This window comes from Thioalkalivibrio thiocyanodenitrificans ARhD 1, assembly GCF_000378965.1.
Lineage (GTDB): Bacteria > Pseudomonadota > Gammaproteobacteria > Ectothiorhodospirales > Ectothiorhodospiraceae > Thioalkalivibrio_A > Thioalkalivibrio_A thiocyanodenitrificans.
This window is the reverse complement of sequence record NZ_KB900537.1, coordinates 86506-106681: the sequence shown is the minus strand read 5'-3', so window position 1 is coordinate 106681 and position 20176 is coordinate 86506. Positions and strand designations below refer to the sequence as shown.

The 20176-nt window shown below is 61.1% G+C and carries 19 protein-coding genes; 13 read left to right on the top strand and 6 right to left on the bottom strand.

Translation table 11 applies throughout. The features are described from left to right. Window positions 1-109 precede the first annotated feature (109 nt). On the bottom strand, window positions 110-2371 hold the full coding sequence (locus tag THITHI_RS0116780) for an RNA ligase (protein ID WP_018234244.1): 2262 nt from the start codon (window positions 2369-2371) through the stop codon (window positions 110-112). 132 nt (window positions 2372-2503) lie between these two features. Here THITHI_RS0116780 and radC point away from each other — a divergent pair, with 132 nt between their 5' ends. Next, complete coding sequence (radC, locus tag THITHI_RS0116775; protein ID WP_018234243.1) at window positions 2504-2995, top strand: RadC family protein; 492 nt, start codon at window positions 2504-2506, stop codon at window positions 2993-2995. 57 nt (window positions 2996-3052) lie between these two features. On the opposite strand, the gene THITHI_RS0116770 is transcribed toward radC, so the two are convergent. After that, complete coding sequence (locus tag THITHI_RS0116770; protein WP_018234242.1) at window positions 3053-3589, bottom strand: hypothetical protein; 537 nt, start codon at window positions 3587-3589, stop codon at window positions 3053-3055. Window positions 3590-3688: 99 nt separating this feature from the next. Between THITHI_RS0116770 and THITHI_RS0116765 the strand changes: the two genes are divergently transcribed. From THITHI_RS0116765 to THITHI_RS0116755, 3 genes are all read left to right on the top strand, one after another. Next, window positions 3689-5716: a PcfJ domain-containing protein gene (locus THITHI_RS0116765; protein ID WP_026186448.1), complete on the top strand. Its 2028-nt coding sequence runs from the start codon at window positions 3689-3691 to the stop codon at window positions 5714-5716. Window positions 5717-5827: 111 nt separating this feature from the next. Then, a complete protein-coding gene (locus THITHI_RS0116760) occupies window positions 5828-6091 on the top strand; it encodes a hypothetical protein (RefSeq protein ID WP_018234240.1) in 264 nt (87 codons plus the stop codon). After that, window positions 6088-6759: a GNAT family N-acetyltransferase gene (locus THITHI_RS0116755; RefSeq protein ID WP_018234239.1), complete on the top strand. Its 672-nt coding sequence runs from the start codon at window positions 6088-6090 to the stop codon at window positions 6757-6759. Before THITHI_RS0116760 ends, THITHI_RS0116755 begins: the two co-directional genes overlap by 4 nt. 80 nt (window positions 6760-6839) lie before the next feature. On the opposite strand, the gene THITHI_RS0116750 is transcribed toward THITHI_RS0116755, so the two are convergent. Both THITHI_RS0116750 and THITHI_RS0116745 read right to left on the bottom strand, forming a co-directional pair. Continuing rightward, window positions 6840-7547: an RES family NAD+ phosphorylase gene (locus tag THITHI_RS0116750; protein ID WP_018234238.1), complete on the bottom strand. Its 708-nt coding sequence runs from the start codon at window positions 7545-7547 to the stop codon at window positions 6840-6842. Further along, window positions 7519-7908, bottom strand: a complete 390-nt coding sequence (locus THITHI_RS0116745) for an MbcA/ParS/Xre antitoxin family protein (RefSeq protein ID WP_018234237.1) — start codon at window positions 7906-7908, stop codon at window positions 7519-7521. Before THITHI_RS0116745 ends, THITHI_RS0116750 begins: the two co-directional genes overlap by 29 nt. Before the next feature lie 167 nt (window positions 7909-8075). Here THITHI_RS0116745 and THITHI_RS0116740 point away from each other — a divergent pair, with 167 nt between their 5' ends. From THITHI_RS0116740 to THITHI_RS0116710, 7 genes are all read left to right on the top strand, one after another. After that, window positions 8076-8846, top strand: a complete 771-nt coding sequence (locus tag THITHI_RS0116740; protein WP_018234236.1) for a site-specific integrase — start codon at window positions 8076-8078, stop codon at window positions 8844-8846. Window positions 8847-9187: 341 nt separating this feature from the next. After that, window positions 9188-9733, top strand: a complete 546-nt coding sequence (locus tag THITHI_RS0116735; protein WP_018234235.1) for a hypothetical protein — start codon at window positions 9188-9190, stop codon at window positions 9731-9733. Between the two features lie 434 nt (window positions 9734-10167). Beyond that, window positions 10168-11619 (top strand): Wadjet anti-phage system protein JetA family protein, encoded by a 1452-nt coding sequence (locus THITHI_RS20880; protein WP_018234234.1) that lies wholly within the window; start codon window positions 10168-10170, stop codon window positions 11617-11619. After that, window positions 11616-12251 (top strand): DUF4194 domain-containing protein, encoded by a 636-nt coding sequence (locus tag THITHI_RS0116725; protein ID WP_018234233.1) that lies wholly within the window; start codon window positions 11616-11618, stop codon window positions 12249-12251. The genes THITHI_RS20880 and THITHI_RS0116725 overlap by 4 nt, the downstream gene beginning before the upstream one ends. Beyond that, window positions 12248-15646 (top strand): SbcC/MukB-like Walker B domain-containing protein, encoded by a 3399-nt coding sequence (locus THITHI_RS0116720; RefSeq protein ID WP_018234232.1) that lies wholly within the window; start codon window positions 12248-12250, stop codon window positions 15644-15646. The genes THITHI_RS0116725 and THITHI_RS0116720 overlap by 4 nt, the downstream gene beginning before the upstream one ends. Beyond that, complete coding sequence (locus THITHI_RS0116715; protein WP_018234231.1) at window positions 15639-16820, top strand: Wadjet anti-phage system protein JetD domain-containing protein; 1182 nt, start codon at window positions 15639-15641, stop codon at window positions 16818-16820. Before THITHI_RS0116720 ends, THITHI_RS0116715 begins: the two co-directional genes overlap by 8 nt. Before the next feature lie 46 nt (window positions 16821-16866). Then, window positions 16867-17532, top strand: coding sequence for a hypothetical protein (locus tag THITHI_RS0116710; protein ID WP_018234230.1), 666 nt, complete (start codon window positions 16867-16869; stop codon window positions 17530-17532). A gap of 147 nt (window positions 17533-17679) precedes the next feature. Here the strand turns inward: THITHI_RS0116710 and THITHI_RS21240 are convergent, their stop codons facing one another. Continuing rightward, window positions 17680-18069, bottom strand: coding sequence for a hypothetical protein (locus tag THITHI_RS21240; RefSeq protein ID WP_018234229.1), 390 nt, complete (start codon window positions 18067-18069; stop codon window positions 17680-17682). Window positions 18070-18156: 87 nt separating this feature from the next. Next, window positions 18157-18555 (bottom strand): hypothetical protein, encoded by a 399-nt coding sequence (locus tag THITHI_RS0116700; protein ID WP_018234228.1) that lies wholly within the window; start codon window positions 18553-18555, stop codon window positions 18157-18159. 179 nt (window positions 18556-18734) lie between these two features. Here THITHI_RS0116700 and THITHI_RS19940 point away from each other — a divergent pair, with 179 nt between their 5' ends. After that, window positions 18735-19412, top strand: a complete 678-nt coding sequence (locus THITHI_RS19940) for an LPD29 domain-containing protein (protein WP_156820681.1) — start codon at window positions 18735-18737, stop codon at window positions 19410-19412. A gap of 156 nt (window positions 19413-19568) precedes the next feature. Next, window positions 19569-20147, top strand: coding sequence for a hypothetical protein (locus THITHI_RS0116690; RefSeq protein ID WP_018234226.1), 579 nt, complete (start codon window positions 19569-19571; stop codon window positions 20145-20147). The last annotated feature ends 29 nt before the right edge of the window (window positions 20148-20176 follow it).

Sequence of the window (20176 nt, the reverse complement as noted above, 5' to 3'; positions counted from 1 at the left end):
GTATAGGGAATGGGCGCGAACCCAGGGCAGGGCGTGGAAGAAGGGGTGCTGCATAAAAAAGCCCCTCACCTCGCGGTAAGGGGCTGGGTTGCAATGAAAGGTTGTGCGGTTACGCGACAGCCTTGGTTGATGTCTTTTCGAACAACGCCTTGATCTCGAGAATGGGCTGATCGAGCCGCCCCTCATCGAGCAACCCGAGCATGAACTCGAGCACCTGGCGCTGATGATTCTCGGTGAGACCGAGACGCTCGGCGGTCGGAAGCTCAAGCCCCTTCTCACGGGCCTTGATGAGCCTGTCCTTGACAGAGCGCATCTTCTTCCACCATCCGTAAGCAAAGCACTTGACCTTCACGTGGCGCCCGGCAGCGTCCTCGAGCACAAAGCCCTCGACCTCCTGGCCGCGATAGGAATACTTGCGGCTGCTCGCCTGCTTGTACCACCCCACCAGGGCCCGGTCATCCTTGATCTCGGTGACACGCTCCTTGTGCTCAAGGCGAAAGCGCTTGGCAATCACCTTGACCGCGTCAAAAGGCAGCTTTTCAAAGCTCTCGCTGCGCCGGATCAGATCCAGCAGCACGACCTTTCGAGAGGCATAGCGCACCAGGTGCGGATCCCGCTCGGGGTCGATGACCTCAAAGACCGCGGTCACGCCGGCGTCCCTGAGATAGCGCCCGAAACGCTCAAGCGCCACAGGGCCCAGGGTCTCACCCAGGATCTCCCTGAACCAGGAGGCGAACTCTCCCTCAGGAGTGCTCTTGGAGGACAGAAACAGCCGACCCTCCTCCTCGTGGTACCCGGCGATGCCGAGAAACCCGTTCTCCTTGAGATAGACCGTCACCGGATAGACCAGATCCTCTGCAAGGCGGTCGATCTGGGTTTCTTCCCGCTCCCCGATGTTGAAGAATTTGTCATAGCCCCGGGAGATGATCCTGCGCGTCTTCGGGTCCACGAAAAGCCCCCTGGCCTTGACGGTGACATCATCCCAGACCCCCTTATAGAAGGCCTTGGGTGTGAAGGCGTAGGAGCGCACGGATCCGAAATCCTTGACCCGAACGTAGCTCGAGGCCTCCAGCTTCTCCGTCATCTGCTCAGAAATCAGGCAGTCGTCCTTGATCTCCGGATAATGCGCCCGGAGAATCGCACCGCGCCCGCGCCGCTCCCTGGAGTCAAGGCCCTCGGTGCACCGATGGGTCTCAAAGGAAAACCCTTGAGCCGATACCGCCACGGTACGAAGGCCGCCTCCGAACTCCACCTGATCTTCCAGGTTGATGCAGCGCTCTGAGGCCTGATGAGGCAGATCGAGCGTATTGCGATGGCCATGGACCTGGTACTCGGTAGGGCCGGTATTTCGATCCCACCACTGATGCACCGGGTCTCCATAGTTGCCGACACCCTTGATCATCTGCCAGGACGGCACCAGCGCCATCTCTTCGGCGCTTGGCATGAAGGAAAGCCCGGCGTGGGTGCATAGGACTGAGATCGTACGACCCTGCTCGGCCTGCGTCCGGTAGACCATCCCATCAAGCATGGCATCAAAGATCACCCCGACACGCTCAGGCGCGAAGCCATGGCGTTCAAGCTCAGGGCGGGTGATGCGCTCGAACTCGTTGGAAACGCTCTCCATGCCTTCCGCGAAGCGCCACAGGTGAAGCTCGTGGTTGCCGCGCAGGAACGCCACGTTGGGCGCATAGAGGTAATGCTCGACAAACGCCAGCACCTTGGCGTTCTCCGGGCCACGATCGATATAGTCGCCGTGGAACACGTAGAACACGTCCGGATCGAGCGCCTTTGCGTCAAGCGCACTCAGCAGCGCACTGTAAACCCCGTGGATATCCCCGATATGGATCACCCGCTTGTAGCCGGCAAGATCCCTGGGAGGCCGATTGAGCACCTCGCGAATCTCTCCAGGGCGGATGACCCGCATACCGGAAGGGGCCTTGAATCTCGAGAGCTCCTCGATCATGCGATCGATCGAAGTCATCGGCACCTTCCTGTAGGGCGGCCGAGTATGCTCGTTACGCTCACGAAGCGTCTCGCGGTCGAACGGGAACTGAACCAGCGTGCACCGGTAGCGGTACTTGCGGGCCAGCTGCCGGTAGCGCTCCAGCTCGGATGATTTGGTGTGCGTGGCGTCAACCACCACCAACTCGCCCCGACCCATGCGCTCATCGAGACACTCAAAGAGCAGCTGCCAGACCGCAGCCGCCTGACTCTGGTCGATCATAAACCCACCCTCGGGACTCGCAACAGCGCCGCTCTTGATGAGTCGGATCGTGTCGGAGCTGAGCGTGTAGGGCGAAAGCCCCTGGGTTTCTGTGAAATAGCTCTTCCCGCACCCGGCGGGGCCCTGCAAGACAATCAACTCACGCATTACTTGCCCTCCTGAGAATGAATTGTCGCTCACTCAGATATAGGGAATCGTGCGCGGAGGGCGTGAGCCCGGTGCTCGGTATGCGGCCCGTGGGTCGCTATACCAGGGAGAACCCAAGACAGGAGAACCAAGATGGCGCCAGGGCAAGTGAGTCAGCTTTTCAAGAGTGATGAGCAGGACCGGGTCGAGGAAGACCGGATTATCGAGCAGGCGCTGGAGATTCTTCAGAGCAGGCTCGTCGAGAAGGAGTATGCGATTCACGGTACTGAGGATCTCTACAAGTACCTCAGGCTTCGTCTCACCCCTCTCGAACATGAGGTGTTCTTTGTCATCTTCCTTGATGTGCGTAACCGCATCATCGCAATGCAGGAGATGTTTCGAGGAACCATCGACGGGGCTAGTGTCCATCCGCGAGAAGTCGTCAAGGAGGCACTCTCCTTGAACGCAGGCGCCGCGATCTTTGCGCATAATCACCCATCCGGGGTCGCGGAGCCTTCAAGATCGGACGAGGCTATTACCCAGAAGCTGTCCGGAGCATTGAAGCTGGTGGGTGTGGATGTCCTGGATCATGTGATCATCGGAGATAGCACGCAGGTCAGCTTTGCGGAGAGAGGGATGATCTGAAACTTGCGTCATTGAAAACGAAACCCCCACCAAATTGGTGGGGGTTTATTGAGTGAGCTAGATCTGTTCGCGAATGCGTTCAAATACCTCGGAACGAGGCATCTCCTCCCTTGCGGCGAAAATCGAGATCTCTGCATTGCGGCAGTAATCGATCTTCTCATTCATCGAGGCCTGATCCCAGGCTTTCTCGACTTCCTCGCTTTCGAGGAACGAGTGAAGCTCATCGTCGATGATTGGGTAGTCGGCCATCGCGTCGAGGATGTCGCCGGCGGTCTTCAGGATCACGTAAGGCGCGTCCGAACGTACGCCAAGGTACTCCACCCAGCCACAGCCCCAGTGCCGAGCGCGCCAGGTGTACACGTATTCCCTGTGCATGTCACCAAGGCACGGCGCGTCACCGAAAGGTTTCGCGGCGCTCTCCAGCGCGCTCTTGAATGCCTCGAAGTTGGCTCTCTCCAGCAACTTGGAGTCGCGGTTGTAGGAGGCGACCACGTAATCCCCATCCGGGGAGAACCCGCCGTAGGAGCTCGGGTGCGCCCACCTGTAGGGCTTGAGGGTCTCGATCAAGGAGGGGTCTTCTTTCTGAATATCCATTTGAACCTCTGTTTGGCTTTGGACCTTTCATGTCTAGCGAATCCCGCCGGAGAAGGCGTTCCCTATACCTCTTGAGGTCAACGCATACAGGAGATGGAGATGGATCGAGAGATCGAGCTTCCAAGCTATAACGAGATTTTCCGCGTGCTGTCAGGCTACGCGGATCTCTCTGGAGAGAATCTTCGCGCTCTGTGCTTCCCTGAGGGGCACATGGACGTGGAGAACTGGCCGCTTGTTGTGAGTGGCCAGGCCGTGGCGAGCGCAGTCCTACACCTTCTCGGTATAGGGCCGCTGGTCATCAAAGATATCGACGTGTTCTACCCGGATCTTACCGAACACGGCCCTGGTTTCAGGGTGGAGAATCCACATGCCGCGGGCAACCTGGAGAACGGCTGGCGTCACGATGACTCGATGTACATCGCGCGCGACCCAACCCCGGTCCCCTGTCTGGATAATGATGCGGAGTATGATCTGATCGGAGTCATCAACTCGGAGAAGGTCAGCTACATGGTCAAAAGAACGATGACCGCGGGGATTCTGAATCTCATCGAGGTCAACGCTTACGGGCCTGAAGAGCGCGAGATGTTTGGACCCGAACTGATCAAAAGGTTTGATCTGAACTGCGTTCAGGTGGCGCTCGACCTTAATCGCAAGGAGGTGTGCTGTACCGGGGAGTTTCTCGAATTCCTGCGCAGTTACGAGCTCAGGATAACCAGAGCCACCACGCCGTATCGGACCTTGGTCAGGTACTTTGACAAGAAGCGTCAGCTGGGCTGCTACGGCAATGACAGGCGGGCTCTCGAGCTGGTCGCGACTACGCTTCAGGCGGTCAAGTACCGGCAGGTGGTCCGCCAGGAGTTCGATGAGTCATCGCAGACAATGATGTCGTGCAGCGAGATCTCGGATCTGTGCGCTCACCCGAAAGATGATGATTTCCTCAAGCAGCGCTTCGGGAGGTATCTCAACAAGCGCGTGGGACTGACGACGGAGCGATTCCGTGAGCTCTTCTCGCGCAAGATCATGGAGCGATCGCTTGAGTACCCGATCCTTCAGAAGGTATTCAGGCTTGTAGAACGGCCCGTCGCGAGCGTGATCAAGGCGGACCCGCGTTATGCCCTTTGGCGCCGCGAGTCCCCCGCAGGTGACTCCCTTTGGGGGGTATCCGAGATCAACCAGGCGTTTGTGCGTGAGGATTGGCTTGAGCAGATGCGCAACACGGACGCGCTGGGCAGTGAGCCGGTGGTGCTGTTGCAGAGCTACAGGCTCGACCTGGGGATGTGGTCCAAGGCGGTGATCGAGCAGTATCACAGGCTCTTGGCATGCCACGGAAGCAAGCCAGGGAGCCTTGTCTACGCTGTTCTTCTGAACAGGGGGCCGCAGTTTATCCTGGAGCGCCCCGACAAGGTACTCCTTGCCAGGCTCGACAGGATCGGGCGTGAGCATCCCACGGCGATCACTCAGTTCACGCATTTGCCTGTCCCGAAGCTGCGAACGCTGATCGATGGCGTGCTTCGTATGACGGCGAAATACGGGCCGATTGTCTACGGAGCCCTGGAGACCGTTTCTCAGCCTTCAGGCCCACAGTATATCGATGTGTTGAGGGTGCTGCGCTCCAGATTGCGTGGAGACATGACTGTTGAGGATTACCTGGAGGTTCTGGACGGGTATATCCAGAGCGAGCTCGAGCAGATGAATCGCACCCTGGCGGAGCCGTTTTTCGGGGCTGTCACGCTGGAGATCGAGGATCCCGAGCGGGTTCGCGTAGAAGAGCTCGTTACAGGGACCAGGCTGTATGAGGAAGGCGTGCGAATGCACCATTGCGTGGGCGGCTACATGCATGCCGTGGAGAAAGGGAGCAGTCGCATCTTCTCGCTGACGCAGTGCAACACGGGCGAGCGGGTCACGCTGGAGCTGAAGATGGCTCAGGGCGGGGCGCGAATCGCTCAGAACAGGGGGCCTTATAATCGAGAGGCGCCGGAGACTTTGCGTCAAGCAGCGCAGGTATTGTGCGATCAGGTCAACACCCTTCTGAATCAGGACGCCGATCCGTATCCGGATCACGAGCAGGTGTGGCGACCCGTGCCAATGCCTCAGGTGCCGATCGAGGAACAGAGCATCCCGTTTTAGATTTTTCCCTTCCCTGGAAGGCACCCCTCAGGCTTTTGCTTGAGGGGTTTTTTGTGCTTTTCGCTATACGTGGCACACACATGAGGATCTCGTATTCGGAGGAGCATTACGATGGCTTGTGAGGACTTGGTAGTAGGGGATGCGAGGCGCACGGAGGAGGGCGGTATTGTGGTGGTGATGCCGCTGGAGTGGCTCGAAGACTACGGCCTGATCCTGGGTGAGTTTCGACGACAGATCATGAAGGAGGCGGGCGCCACTGATGAGTTTGGCATGGGCGAGCGGGTCGCCGATATCGCAAAGATTGTGGAGCGGGTGCGCGCAGAGCACGATCCCGCTGACGCAAGCGCCGACCCCTCAAGGAGGGATGCCGTATGAGATATGCGACCAAGCAAGGCGAGCCGATCGTGATGGAGCGCCTTGAGGACACCGAGCCGCATAATCGGGGATGGGTGGTTCATTCGGTGGATGCCTGGATCGGCCGCAGCCGGGCGGGCTATCTGAAGATCAGCTACATCCCGCGGGAGAATCTCAAGGCACTCTATAAGCACGGCATCTGGGATTGGCTGAGGAAGATCAAGGGCCGAGTCGGCATGTCTTTTGGTGTTGGCACGCTGGAGTTCGCGAAACAGGCGGCGCTTGGCTTTTGTAGCTACGACACCTATCTCAAGCTGGAGCGCGGCGAGATGCCGATCGACGAGGCGCTCGAGCTTCTCGAGGCCGTTGAGCGCCGACATCAGAGGTCGTACAGGGAGTTTCTGGGCTGGTTTGTGGACAAGCCGGTGGTCGACTTTGTGGGTGTCGAGGAAGAGTGGCGCAGACGAGGCATCGGCACCGCTCTGTACATCGAAGCTACGCGCTGGATGAATGAACGCAATCTGCGCCTCTACGGATCCACTTGCGTGGTTCCAGGTGGAGGCGCCGAGGAGACCTGGCGGGCACTGTCAAAGGCCTATTCTGTTGCGCACCACATGGGGCACTGGGGGAGGAATCGGGTACCTCGTCGGTATCTCGAACTTTCCGAAGCTCTCCGTGAGGCTGCCTGAGCCCGTTTGGCGTGAGCATGATCAATTCCGCACCCCTCTCGCAGGGGTGCTTTCTTTTGCCGGCCGCCGGGGCGGCCCCATCAAACGTAGAACGTCACCACCTCTGCGCCACCCGAGCGCTTCAAGTTAGACTCGGTTGCGTCGAGATAGAGGTACCAGGCCTGTTCTGTGATCGGCCTCGGCTCGGAGAAGGCGGCGGGGGTCAGAAGGGCGAGGTTGTCTCCGCGCTGCGGATCCCGGACCGATTCGTAACGGATGATCTCTATCCCGTCCTGGCGCGCCGCATCGGCCAGCGCCTGAGTGGAGGAGTAATCCTCAGGGTGAACCCAGAGCGCGCGATCGGCATCGAGCGGCGGGCGCGTCAGATCGAGCTGGAGATCGCTCTCATAGGCAATGCAGAATACGGTGAGCAGTCCGGGGTTGCGCGGCAGAGGCGTGCCGGGGGAGGCATCCAGGAAGCGCCGGCGCCAGTAGGCGCACTCAGCCATCGCGGCGCGCTTCTCAGGGGCGCAGTAGAAGACGCCGCGGCCATCATCCGCGCGGCGAAATCGGGACCCCCAGGGAGAGGGTGGATAGTAGCGAAAGGGGGTCTTCAGGAGGTAATGTAGGTGCTCGGTGCCGGGTGGGTACGGGGGCTTGCTTTGCTCGACCAGGTCCTCAAGCACCAGCTGCTCTTCCTGCGTATCGACCACCTTGCGCGTGGAGAACGTGTGCTGGTGCTCCACCACCCTCCAGGCCTCGCCGGCAGCGGGCTGGGCTTCAGACGCGAGCGCGATGTGCGTCCACATAGGCGACCAGTCGGGCAAGATCGGCCACCTGCCCGATCATATTGACGGGGGCCTCATGCAGATCCTTGTTGGGGTTTCGCATCCATGCCTGAAGGGAGCGCTCATCTCCGCCCATGAGCGCATCCAGGCCGCGGTAGAGTCGAACCAGCAACAAGGCCAGCTCCCAGGACTTGTCTCCAGGATCGAGCTGGTACTTGCCGGCGTGCATGCGGCTCAGCGTCGCCGGGCTCAACCCGATGGCGGCGCCGAGCTGGCTGCGCTTGAGGCCAAGTAGGTCCGCGGCGCGCAGAACAGCCTTTGTCAGGACCTGCGCGCGGGTCGGCGGTGAATGCCTGGTGTGTTGCGTGTCGGTACTCAGCATGGCTGTGATCTCCCGCTAAGTATATTCTAGGGAAACGATAGCACATAAATTGTGCAGCAGAAACGCTCAAGGCCTCGATTTTTCCCATGTGCTGCCAATTTTGCGTGGATATCCGTTAAAATAACATTATTACGGATTTTAGAGCCCACCCTGCCCAGAGGTCCCCCATGGCAAAATCCGGCCAGGCACGCGTACCCACCGCCGAGCAGCAGCGTCATCTCTTCGATGTGATCCGCGAGCACCGCCATCCCGAGAAGAACACGGCCATCATGCAGGTGAGCTTCAAGCTTGGCCTGCGTGCCCAGGAGATCGCGCTGCTCCAGATCAAGGAGGTGGCTCATCTTGCGCCCACGGGCAAGGATTTCAGGCTTCTGGAGGTCCTGAGTCTGCCTGCGTCCTACACCAAGGGCGCGAACGCCATGGGTCGATCCAAAAGCCGTTACCAGCGCAGGGCTGTGAGCTTCAGCGTCGAGGACTTCGCCAAGATTCTGCGCGAGGTAGAGAAACAGGCCAAGGCTGGCGCCGAGATCGACCCAGAGGATTTCTATCCAAACGTCAAGAAACATAAAGGCAACGCGCGCGATCTCCCCATGGTCGATGGCGTGTTACGGGAGGCCCTGGAGGACCATCTACGCGTGCGATTGGACAAGGCCAGAGTCCTTCGTCCCACGGACCCGCTGTTCGTGACGCAGAAAGGCGGGCCCTACTCCCCCAATACGCTCCAGGAGCACATGGCGCTGATGCTGCGGGACTGGGCGGGGATCGAGAAGGCCAGCTCGCACAGCGGGAGGCGCTCGGTGATCACCAACGTCATCCACAAGCAGAAGAAATCGGTCAAGGTCGCCCAGAAGATCGCCGGGCATGTGAACCCCTCCACGACCCTGATCTACGAGGATCCCCCCGAAGAGCTCATCAGCGAGGCGCTGAAAGACCTCTGAGCGCGGCCAGGCTTCGTTGACAATCCCGCGAGGGCTGCCTAAGGTCTAGGTGGGGAGAGCCGGCGCCTGAGAAAGCGCCGGGTTCATTTTGGGGGCTGTCAGTGAATCCGAACACGCACCTTCGTCGATTTGCAGGGTCACGGCTTCGCGTGGCGATTCCCCTGGTCATCTGTTTTCTCGTGCTCGCAGGATGCGGCGGCGGAGGCTCGAGCTCATCGACCCCTGCCCCCGGAAATGGCGCTGCACCACCGCCCGGCGGTGAGGCCGCCCCGCTCGCGTGGGATAGCGGGGACTGGGATAGCGCCACGTGGCAATAGGATCTCTTCAGGGAGGGACCGGTGATGTTCAAACGCGCAGTGTTCTTGTCGTTCTGGCTGATGAGCGGGGCGGTATACGCCGAGCTGCCGCATACATTTCAGGCGGGACAGCCGGCTCGGGCCAGCGAAGTAAACGAGAACTTTCAAGCCCTCCTGGAGCGCTCCCTGTCCGCAGTCATCATCCACACCATAGGGGCCGATGACTCCACTGCGCCCATCGATGGGGTTGCGCACATCAACTGCCCGGAAGACACCCTCCTGTTGAGCGCGAATTGCGAATGCGATGATGCGAACGGCACCCGCAACTACGGAGTCCTGAGCACATGCACCATTGCCGGCAGCGCCGGCATCGCCGGGTGCATGCCAGAGGCGCTGCTCTACAACCCTCAGGCACGCTGGCCGCGCGCCGTGGTCTATGTTCGCTGCCTGGGCCTGGAGACCGTAGGAATGCAGTCGATCCTGTCCGATAACGAGGGCGTCTCAGCAAAGATTCAGTCCGACGAGCACGCGGACGCGTGGAACCGCATTGTGCGCCAGATACAGGATCAGAAGACCCGGCTGGGGCGCTGACCCGCAGCCCTCGAACCCGTCAGGCGGCCGGCGCGCTCGCAGCGCAATGGCGCCTGACCGACACCCTTCAATCAACCCCGCCGCCCTGCCCTGGGGCTTTCGCGGCTTCTATAAGCCGTATTTATGGTCGCGGACCGATGACGCCTTCGCCGGCCAGGTAATGGGCTTTCCGTTTGCCCCTTCCGGGCCTGGTGCGCGAGCGCCGCCTGCGGGCGAACCCCTCCAGATTAAATTGACAGACGCACTGCGCGCTCCGCCTGAGCGACTTGGGGCGGATCCTGCGTTTCGCATAATTGCCTCTGAGGGGGTATAGATGTTACAATTGCTATACTCTGACCATCGAAACAAGAGAAGCATGGCGCGAAGCACCTTCATGACAGAAGGTGGGTCGGCCGAAGCAGAAAGGCCTGTGATGCCCACTTGAAGAGCCCGTGATGTCGAGAACGCCGCGCAACCTGTTTGATCAATTGCCCGAGGGGCTGTTTGGCCCCCTGGCCTCGCCGAACCGGCGCCTGTACTGGCAGGTGCTGCTGCGTCTGTACAAGACCATGTTCGATGATGAGGTCGAGGTGCTCGACTATGGGCATGCGCGATCATCTGTCATCGACGCGATCGAGGCGGTGCTCGATGAGCGCTCCGATCTTTGGGTGGATGAGGGTGGCGAGGGCGCAGGATCCGAGAAAACGGACAACCCCAGGCGCTTGCGTGCCAACAACACCTACTACGCCCTCCGGGCGGCGGGGTGGCTGGAAGAAGAGCGCAGGGGCTACCACGATTATGTATCGATGGCATCGAGAGTCAGCCAGTGCCTGTCTCTTCTGATAGAGATGGCCGAGGGCCGGCCCCTGATCGTCACTGGAAAGCTCAAGGGGATGGCGGCCGGGATGCGCCAGGTCTATGAGTCGCCCCGCGAACAGGCCGACACGCTCACCGAGCTTGCCAAGGACGCCGGGCGATTCGCGCGCCACGTCAACAGCATCCGCGGCGCGATCAAGGCTCTTTATGACCGGATCCGCGGGGATCTGCCCACCCGTGAGATCGTGGCCACCTTCTTCGATGACTTCCTGCGGGATCTTCTGGTGCGAGATTACGCGCCCATCAAGACCTCGGAGAACCCGCTGCGCATCCGCGACGAGCTCTTGCGTATCGTGACTGCGTTGCGTTACCAGGACGAGATCAAGGCGGAGCTCCTCGAGGGGTACAAGCGCCTTTATGGTGAGGTGGAGGTGGGAGATGCCCGCGTGCGCCTCGATCAGGACCTCTCCCGCCTTGAGCAGGTGTTTCTCAACATAGAGCGCCAGCTCGATGCGATCGATGCGATGAAGGTTCGCTACGAGCGCCGTATCGACACGGTGATCGATTACGCGACCCGCGCCCCGCGCACCCTTGGCAAGGATCTGGCGCGCCTGAGCGCGGCGCTCGTGCGCCATGGCGAAAGGCACCCTCAAGCAGGTATCGCCCTGCCCTTGATGGGCGCTGAGCTGCCCGGCGAGGCGAGGCTTGCTCAGCCAAAACGTGTGCGCGAAGCGCCGGCGCCGCGGGCGGTGAAGAAAACGCCGCTTGATCCGAAGGTCCGTGCGCGATCGGATCGGGAGAGGTTTGCGCACCAGGCAGTTCAGGTGACCGAGCGGGCGCTCGGTGAGTTCCTCTCCCAGCGGGTAGGTCCTGGCGGCAAGGGAGAGCTCGGTGCGTTCGAGGTACGCACAGTGCGTGATTACTTCTGCACACTGGCGCTTCGCAGGGCGGCACGCTGCCCGGGGAGCGGTGCGCAGGAATTCCCGGATGTTCTATCTCGCTACCAGCTGACCCCCGGGGAAGACTGGGTCGAGACCGACTATTTTTGCATGCGCAACGTGACCATCACGCGGCGCAAGGAGGGGCTGTGATTTCCGATTTGAAGAACCTGCTCGCCCGGCATGAGGATATCGAGGAGAGCGCGATCAAGGAGGCGGCCTACAATCTGTTGGCCCGCCAGTTCTTGCTCCAGCACAAAGGCAGGCATCGCAAGCACTATGACCTGGTGGTTCGATTTCCGGGGTACTTCCGAAACCTCATGGAGGCGCTCAACTACGAACTCGTCATCAGCGAGGAGCGAGGGTACGTCGGAGCGGTGCCGCTGGATTATACGCGCCGCATGAGCCTTGCCGAGACGCTGGTGCTGTTCACCCTGCGTTATCTCTACGACGAGGCGGTTACCAACTTTTCCGCCAACGAGGACGGCACGGTGGAGCTCACCGTTGAGGATTTCGAGATCCGCCACCATCAGTTTACCAAGCGCGACCTACCCAAGACCAAGGGCGACTTCGACGCCCTGATCGCCCCTTTCATCCGCTGCGCCATCCTGGAGCACGGCGCCGATGAGGAGCACCCGGAGATCGAGCGCCTGCGCATTCTGCCGACCATCACCGCGCTACTCAATGGTGAGGCCATCAAGCGCATCGAGGTATACCTCAGGGCTGAGGATATCGATACCAGCGAACACCAGGAAGATGAGTCTGTCGAGGAGGACGAGGCGTGAAGGCACTCACCCGTATTGTATTGGTCAACTGGTATCTCTTTGAGGCCGTCGAGTGGGAGATACGCGGGCACGCGGCCCTGCTGGGCAAGAACGGGGCCGGGAAATCGAGCCTGATCGACGCGATCCAGCTCGTGATGCTCGGCGGCAACCTCGCTGATTGGCGCTCCAACGCCAAGGCGACTGACCGGCGTGGCGCGCGCGATGTGCGAAGCTACGTCCTGGGTCTTGTCAAGGATGAGGATGCGGTTGCGGGATCCGCCTTCTATCAGCCGCGCCCGGATGCGCTCTCGCGCATCGTCCTGGTCTTCACGGACGAGGAAACCGGCGAGAAGGTCAGCGTCGGCGCGGCGATCTCGGCCAGAAAGAGCGACCCGCAGGCGCAGTTTGAGGGGTTTTTCATCGCGGAGGGCCACGAGCTTCGCTTGAGTGATCTTCTGGATACCACGGATCTCGGGGAGATCCCCAAGCCCTACCCTGCCCTCAAGGCGATGCTTGGGCACCATCTGGCCGACACCAGGGTCCATTTCTACCCCCACGCGCCCACCGAGATGGTCAAGCAGCTGCTCTCAAGCCTCGGGACCGCTTCACGGATCCCGCTCGACTCGAAGTTTCGGCGTGCGTTCAAGCAGACCGTGAGCCTGAGCGGGCTCGATGAGTCGGTTTCGGATTTTGTACGCACCTCCATCCTGGACAGCAAGACGCTCAACCTCGAGCAGATGCGCGAGAGCATCGCCAGCTATCGTCGCAAGCAGGAGGCGGTGCAGCGCACCAAAGAGCAGATCGAGCGTCTCAACGAGATCGACGCCCTGCTTACCCGGGCCCAGCGCAGCGGGCAGCGCCGCGCCGGCTATGCCTGGTGCGCAGCCGAGTACCGGTTCCAGATGGCGGACAGCCAAAGAGAACAGCTCACCGAGAGCCTTGTCGAGACGGCCGGGCAGTACAGCGCACTGCGCGCAGAGCGCCGGGCGCTGGCGGCGCAGCGTCAGCGCCTTGAGACGGAGCTCATGGCGGTGCGAGGCGCGCTCGCAAATGACGACGCCAAGACCAGAAAGACGCTGCTTGAGCAGAGACTCCAGGCGGTGCGCGGCAAGATCGAGCGTGCGCAAGAGGCGCTTTCGCGCGCGCGGGATCGCCTGGCGCATGTCTCGGAGGTGCTCGAGTACAAGGATCGGCTGGATGCCTCTGATATCGCTCTTCTGAGCGAACTGAACCGGGTCTGCGCGCAAATCTCCCCTGACTGGCCTGAAGACGCCGCCGCCGTGGATCGCGCGACCAAGGCCGTGCGGGGCGCGATCGGGCGGATGATTGAAGAAACGGCCGAGAAGCACGCCCGCCAGGGCTACCAGGGCGAGCGCATCAGGGAGCGCATCGCTGAGCTCGAAGGCAGGCGCAAGCGCCTTGAGGGCGGCGCCTCGGACCTGTCGCGCAACACTCTGGTGCTTCAGGAAGCCCTCGAGGAGGCCGGGATCCGGGCTGTGCCTGTCTGCGAGCTTGTAGAGGTCAGCGACCCCCAGTGGCAGCCGGCCATTGAGGCGTATCTGCGCTCGAACATGGAGGCGCTGATCGTGCCTGCCGAGCAGGCCACCGAGGCGACCGAGATATACCGGCGGCTCAAGAAAGGCGATGTCTACGGCGCCACCGTGGTCAACACCCTCAAAGTCTCCGGCTGGCGGGACAGAGTCGAGCCCGGCACCGCGGGCGCATTGATCGAGGGCAGTGATCCGCTCGCGGTCGCCTATGTGCGCCGGCTCCTTCATGATATCGCCCTCAGAGACGTCGATACCCGCGCCCTGATGAATGAAAAACGGGCCTTGACCAAGGATGGGATGTTCGTGCGAGAGGCGGGCATCCAGAGGCTGCGTCTGCCTTCGGTGCCGACACTGGGCAAGGGGGCGGCCGAAGAGCAGATCAAGCAGATCACCCGGGAGGCCGAGCGCCTGGGCGCTGAGCTTACGAGCCAGAATGAGGAGCACCGAGCCCTTGGCGCGCTCGCCGGGGCGTTGTCCGGGTTCAACCACCAGCTCAATGAGCTCACCGATACGGTCGCCTCGCGCGTCAAGGCCCTTGGCGGGGCGCGCGATGAGACCCGCAGCCTGGAGAAGATGATCGAGGCGATCGATACCAGCCACCTGGAGCAGCTGGAAGCCCAGGAGAAGGCCCTGGAAGGGAAGTGGCATGAGGTCGACGCGCTTCTGAGCAAGGGGACTCAGCGTATCGGCGAGCTGCGAGCGACCTTTCGCAACACCAACAAGCAACGCCGTCAGCTGGCCCGCCAGCTCCCTGATCTGGCGCAGGCGCGGCGCGAATGCGAGCAGGATGAGGACTACGACGCCACACGAACCAACGAGATGCTTGCGGACCTCGACGAGACGATCTCCGAGGAGGGTCCTGATGGCTATCAGGATCTGATCGCGAAGGCGACCGAGCGCAGCAAATCGGCGGAGAAGCTTCAGAAAAGAGACGCCGACGATGGCCGCGAAAAGCTCGCTGAGTACAGGGTTACCTACGAGACGCGCCATTTCATGGACGCGGTGAGCGAAGCCGGGCGCCGGGCGGAGGTCCAGGACCTGGTGCGTGAGCTTCGTGAGGTCGGACTCCACGAGCGTGCTGAGGAGCTCGATGAGGCGCTTCGCCGGGTGCAGCGGGTGCTGCGCTCGGATATCGCCATCAAGCTCCAGACCCAGATCAAGGAAATGGAGAGAAGATTCACGGAACTCAACTCCGAGCTTCGCCGCCGGCCGTTCTCCTCGAACCAGATCTATCAGTTCCGTTATGAAAGAAAGCCCGAGTTCAAGGAGTTTCTGAGCTTCATCGACAACGTCGATGAGCATGTCGTCGCGGACATCGACGGCCTGTTTGACGTGCATGCCGGGATCAATGAGAAGATCGAGCAGATGCTTGCCGAAGACGCCGGGGACGAATTTGCCGACTACCGCCAGTATTTCACCTTCGATATCGAGATCCAGGACCCGGAGACCGGTATCAAGGAGCGGCTTTCAAAGCGCATCGGCTCGGCCTCTGGAGGTGAGCACAAGACACCCTTCTACGTGGCAATGGGCGCCTCGATGGCGAGCGCGTACCGGATTGAACCTCGCCCTGGAAACGGAGGCTTCGACGGAGGGCTGAATCTGTATCTCGCCGACGAGGCGTTCGAGAAAATGGACTCCATCAACACCGCTCAGGCCGCCGATTACCTGAAATCGATCGGGCTCCAGCTCTTTGTTGCCGCCCCGGATAACGCGGAGGCCCGGCTTCGGTGTGTCGTCGATACCGTGCTGTTCTTTATTCGCGACGGGGACAAGGCATGGGTTGAGCCTGATTACGTGACTGCGGGCGCGCAGCGCCTGCTCAAGCAGGCTTTCTTGCAGGATGAGGCGGTGGCTCAGGATGGTTAGGAGCCTGTCTGCGAAGGGCGTCCTGGAGAGCCTTCTTCGCCGCGGAGAGGTGGCGAGCGAGCGGGTACGAGACATCACCCTGCCGGCATCCAGGATTGCCGGGTACCCGATCAGGGACGCACAAGCAGCCGCAGAGTTCCACGAAACCCTGAAGTATGCGGAGAAACGCGGCGCCATCGCGGTTGAATGGGTGCGTGGCTACATAGGCCATGAGCTGGCGCGCGTGCGCCTTCGTGACGCGCCGGCGCTGGCGAGATTTCTGGGTAGGCCCTTTTTGCCGGAACAGGTTGATCAGGCATTCGAGGCGCTGGACCTCGGCGGGTTGCCGCAATGGCTCCAGGGAGCGCTTTCGCAGTTACGCGAGAGTTGGCTTCGAGGCGCTTCGCGCTACGCCCTTCGCGTCGAGGATGCGGGAAAACTGCCCCTGCTCATCAAGGCGGTACGCGCCATCGAGGCACTTGAGCCCGAGGGCGCGCTCGATTTTCGCCAATTCGGCGCCAGATACCTTGGCGACTCAAAGGCGCTGCGCTTTCTTGAGGCGCCGCTTGTTGCGCTCTACCGCCCGCGGGTGGGGGTCGAGCTGGAGTCGCGCGAGGTGCTCGCCCAGCTCAACCTGGTCCCGCTTTCCCAGCCGGTACTCCTGAGAGGGCCTCTGACTGTGTTCGATGGCGAGCATCGCGTGGATGCCCGCGTGCAGCCCTATGTGGGTGTACCAGGAGCCCTCCTGCAATCCTGCGCCCTCACCGCAGGTCCGGAGTACATTCTCACCATCGAGAATCAATCGAGCTTCAACGAGTACACCGCGACTTTTCGAGACGAGGGGGTGGTTATCTACACGGCGGGATTCCCCGTTCGCGCGCTCCAGGCCTTCTACCGACGCCTCACCGCTACGAGCCAGGCGCCTGTGTATCATTGGGGGGATACGGATGTAGGAGGGTTCAGGATCCTCAAGTGTCTGCAACAGGCCAGCGCCGGCATAACGGTTCACCCTCACCTCATGGGGTTAGACGAGGGCGAGGCATTCTCCACGAAGCAGATGGACGATCTCAAGCGGCTCCTGCCCATCAACCCGGCGGTCGACCCGCTTGTTCTTGATATGCTCGAGCGCGGCACAGGGCGTCTGGAGCAGGAGCAGATCGTGGCGCGCAGGGTCCCGGTGGCCAGGCCCCTGTAGGGTTCGCTATACCTCTTGAGGTCAACCACATCAAGTGAGGTGTAGCATGCGTGTACTGCTGAATCACGAACAGGAGATGTACGTGTTCGACCTGGGGCACGGATTCTCCTGCCTTGGGTTCGAGAACCTGTTCAAGGAGGCCGCGGCCTTGTCAACGCGCCTGGGCCTGCCTGAGCTGGCGCCAAGCGATGACGAGTTCGGTACGATGGCCGCGCTGGAGAAGCGCGACCAGCTGCTCAAGGAGGCGGCCAAGAGCGAACTGGGGACCTGGTTCAACCCGGACACCCCGAAGAAGGTTCGAGCCATCCTCGAGAAAGCCCGCAAGAACGGCACTCGGCTGCGATTGTTCTTCGGTGATGCCCAGACCGGCCGCGACTGGTTGTCCGAGCACGATGTGCTCGGCAGGATCGGGCGCTCTATGGGCACCCTGAAGATCCCGCTGTTGATTGAGGAGGAAGGCGGAATCGGAGGCGGCGGCATCCTTGACTCCAACGTCATTCGAATCATCGACGTCGAGACGGGGCGCGAGCTGTACCGCCATCGGGGCTACCATCAGCCCGAGTTCCTCATCACAAAGGCTGCCTGCGGGGAGTTGCCGGTATCGGTCAAGGCCGATGGCGAGACTCACGCCCGGTTCGAGACAATGGGGCAAGCGGCACACTGGGTCGCGTTCATGACCGGCGAGATCCACGAACCGCTGACCCGCCGGTAGGCCGGCCAGCACCGGCAGAAAGCCAGGAGCACGAAGATATTCACCCTCTCAATCCCCTAAAGCCTCGCGGCTTCAGGGGATTTTTTGTGCGCTCCAGTGAAGGCGAGAGGTCTCTGTTCGCAGGGGCTTTGCGGCGCAAGCGCTGCCCTACCCCCAAGGCGTGCAGACGTAGACCCGGCCATCCGCCAGATATGCGCTGGCGGCGTGCTGCACAGGGATTTCTGTGCCATCCGTTACAAAGGTTCTGTACCGGTAAGGGTTGTAGGTGACCAGGACGCAGCGAGGGGGAGGCGTCAGCGTCCTGTCAGGCGGTTCATCGAGCGCCACCATAAGGCTCAGCTGCCCTACAACACCTGCGTGCACGTTCTTGCGCCTTTCCTTGAGCACACGTTGGCGGCCTGCTTCGGATACCTTGAAGCACGCATCCTGGAGAAGCACGGCGCGGGCGTGCGCAATCACCCTGCCCTTGTCCTCTCCTTCGAGGGATTTGACAGAGAAGCACCCCTTGTGGAGGTTCTTGTATACGAACACGCGCATGATGCGTGTAGCGAATACAAGGCAAATCCTGAACCGGGTGGGCGGCACCGGAACACAAAAACCCCGGGCAGAGCCCGGGGGGAATGATCACGAGACAGCGATGACACCGTGGTTTCGGTAGGTCAGTCGCGACGGAGGCTCGTATTTCGTCTCGCCTTCCGTATTGAGCACCAGGCGCTTGCCGTCCGGGGAGAATACGTGGAGCAGGTTATCCCCGAGGGCGTCGGCCGACAGGTGGACGCACGGCACGCCGTTGTTGATCTCGATCGAGATCCCGATCTGGGGGCTGTTATCGGCGCCGGCGCCGGCGCCTTCGCCCACAGGGGCGATCATCACGAAGAGCTGGGAAGCACCGTTGTATTCCACGGTTGCCTGGAACAAGCGCTCGTCTCCTGGATGAAGGTCGGCGTCATCCTTTGACGTTAGGCCCTCCTCGATGCGCCAATCGCGCATATTGCTGATCTCAAGCTTGATTTTCTCGCTCATCGGTTCCTCTCTCAGGTGTGTTGCATTTCCAATGAGTATAGGGAGGCGCTTCGCAAGTGAGCCCCTCCTGCGGTCCCTATACTTACCAGGACCAGTGCGACGAGAAGTCGCTTTGGAGAGAATTATCGAGCGGCAACACCGGTTGCGGTTTTGTCGTGATGCATGCGGAGGGCATTTTCATGAGCAACAAACCTGTCGAGATAGGTCAGCGGGTACACAGCATCCTCTATGGAGGGCGCAACGGGGTCGTGGTCGGCATTCTCGGCGAGCAGGCCCCGCAAAGCGTTCGTTCTATCGCCAACGGGATCGGGCGGGCCGGCGGTAACGCCACTCTTGAGGTGGTCTACGACAACGGCGCGCGCAGCACAATCCCCGAGACGATCCTTCACGGCGTTCAGTGGAGGATCTACGACGAGGTCGTCTCCCGGGAAGAGGTCGAGCGTCGTGTTCGCCTGGCGAAGGAATTCGAGCAGCGCAAGGAGCGCGAAGCGCAAGCAGCCAAACTGGAGTTCGATCAGGCCGTCGCAGCGCTTCGAGAGGCGCACCCGCAACTGCGCCAGGGCGAAGGCCATGAATGGCGCGGCGCAAAGCTGGTGGCTGCCAACCTTCGCAAGGAGCTCAAGACCCGGTTTCCCGGGGTCAAGTTCTCTGTCAGGAAACAGGGTCATTCGTGTGTGCGGGTGACCTGGGAGCCGACAGGGCAGGAGGGCGTGCCGGGCATCAAGGAGATCAAGGCGCTGGCCGCCAAGTACGAGAAGGGGAGGTTCAACGGCATGACGGACTGCTACGATTACCACCGCACCCCCTGGAATGAGGTGTTCGGCGGGGTTGAGTACCTGTTTGTCGACGCCCCCTGATACAAGATTCACTTGCCCGTGACTGTTATCGGTCACGGGCTTTTTCGACTCCAACTCCCGGTACAGCAATAGCCCTCCACCTTGCGCCGGTGAGGGATCTGGCGGACCTCGTTGTTCGCTATACCTGTCAGTCTCACATGACAGGTAGCGCAGAAGATGGCGATTGATCTGAGGTGCAGTCCCTATAACGCGCTGATCCGCAAGCCTCCACTGAGGGGCGCCCGGGTGCTCGCCCGAGGCGCCTTTGGCGTGGTCTTTGAGCGTGAGTCGGGAAAAGGCAGTGTACTGAAACTCACGAAAGACCCGGCCACGCGCTGGTTGTTGTGCGAATCGGGCATTGAAAGCCCGGCATTCCCCAGGGTGTTACGAGATTTCGGGGTTGTCTGGCAAGACAGGTCCTTTGGACTTGACCTGTTTCGCATCGAGCGGCTCACGCCGATACACCGGACTCGGCACAAGCACCTGGTCGCGATTGCGCACAGACTGGAGAGCATCTTCTTTCGGGAGAAGAGGTTCTCCGATGTGGTGCGTTGCGTCAGGCGAGAACGACTTGTCAGCCGGGTTCTCCTGGACGCATTGGCGAGCTTGCTCAGGTTTGCCGGCGAGTATCGCGTGGGCGCGGATCTGCATGAGGCCAATCTGATGGTTCGGGAATCCACTGGAGAGCTTGTGCTCTCTGACCCGGTGTTCTCCGAGCGAGCGTACAACAAGGCGATGAGAAGCGGCGAGCTTTGATCGCTATACGAGGGACAAAAGGGCACGAA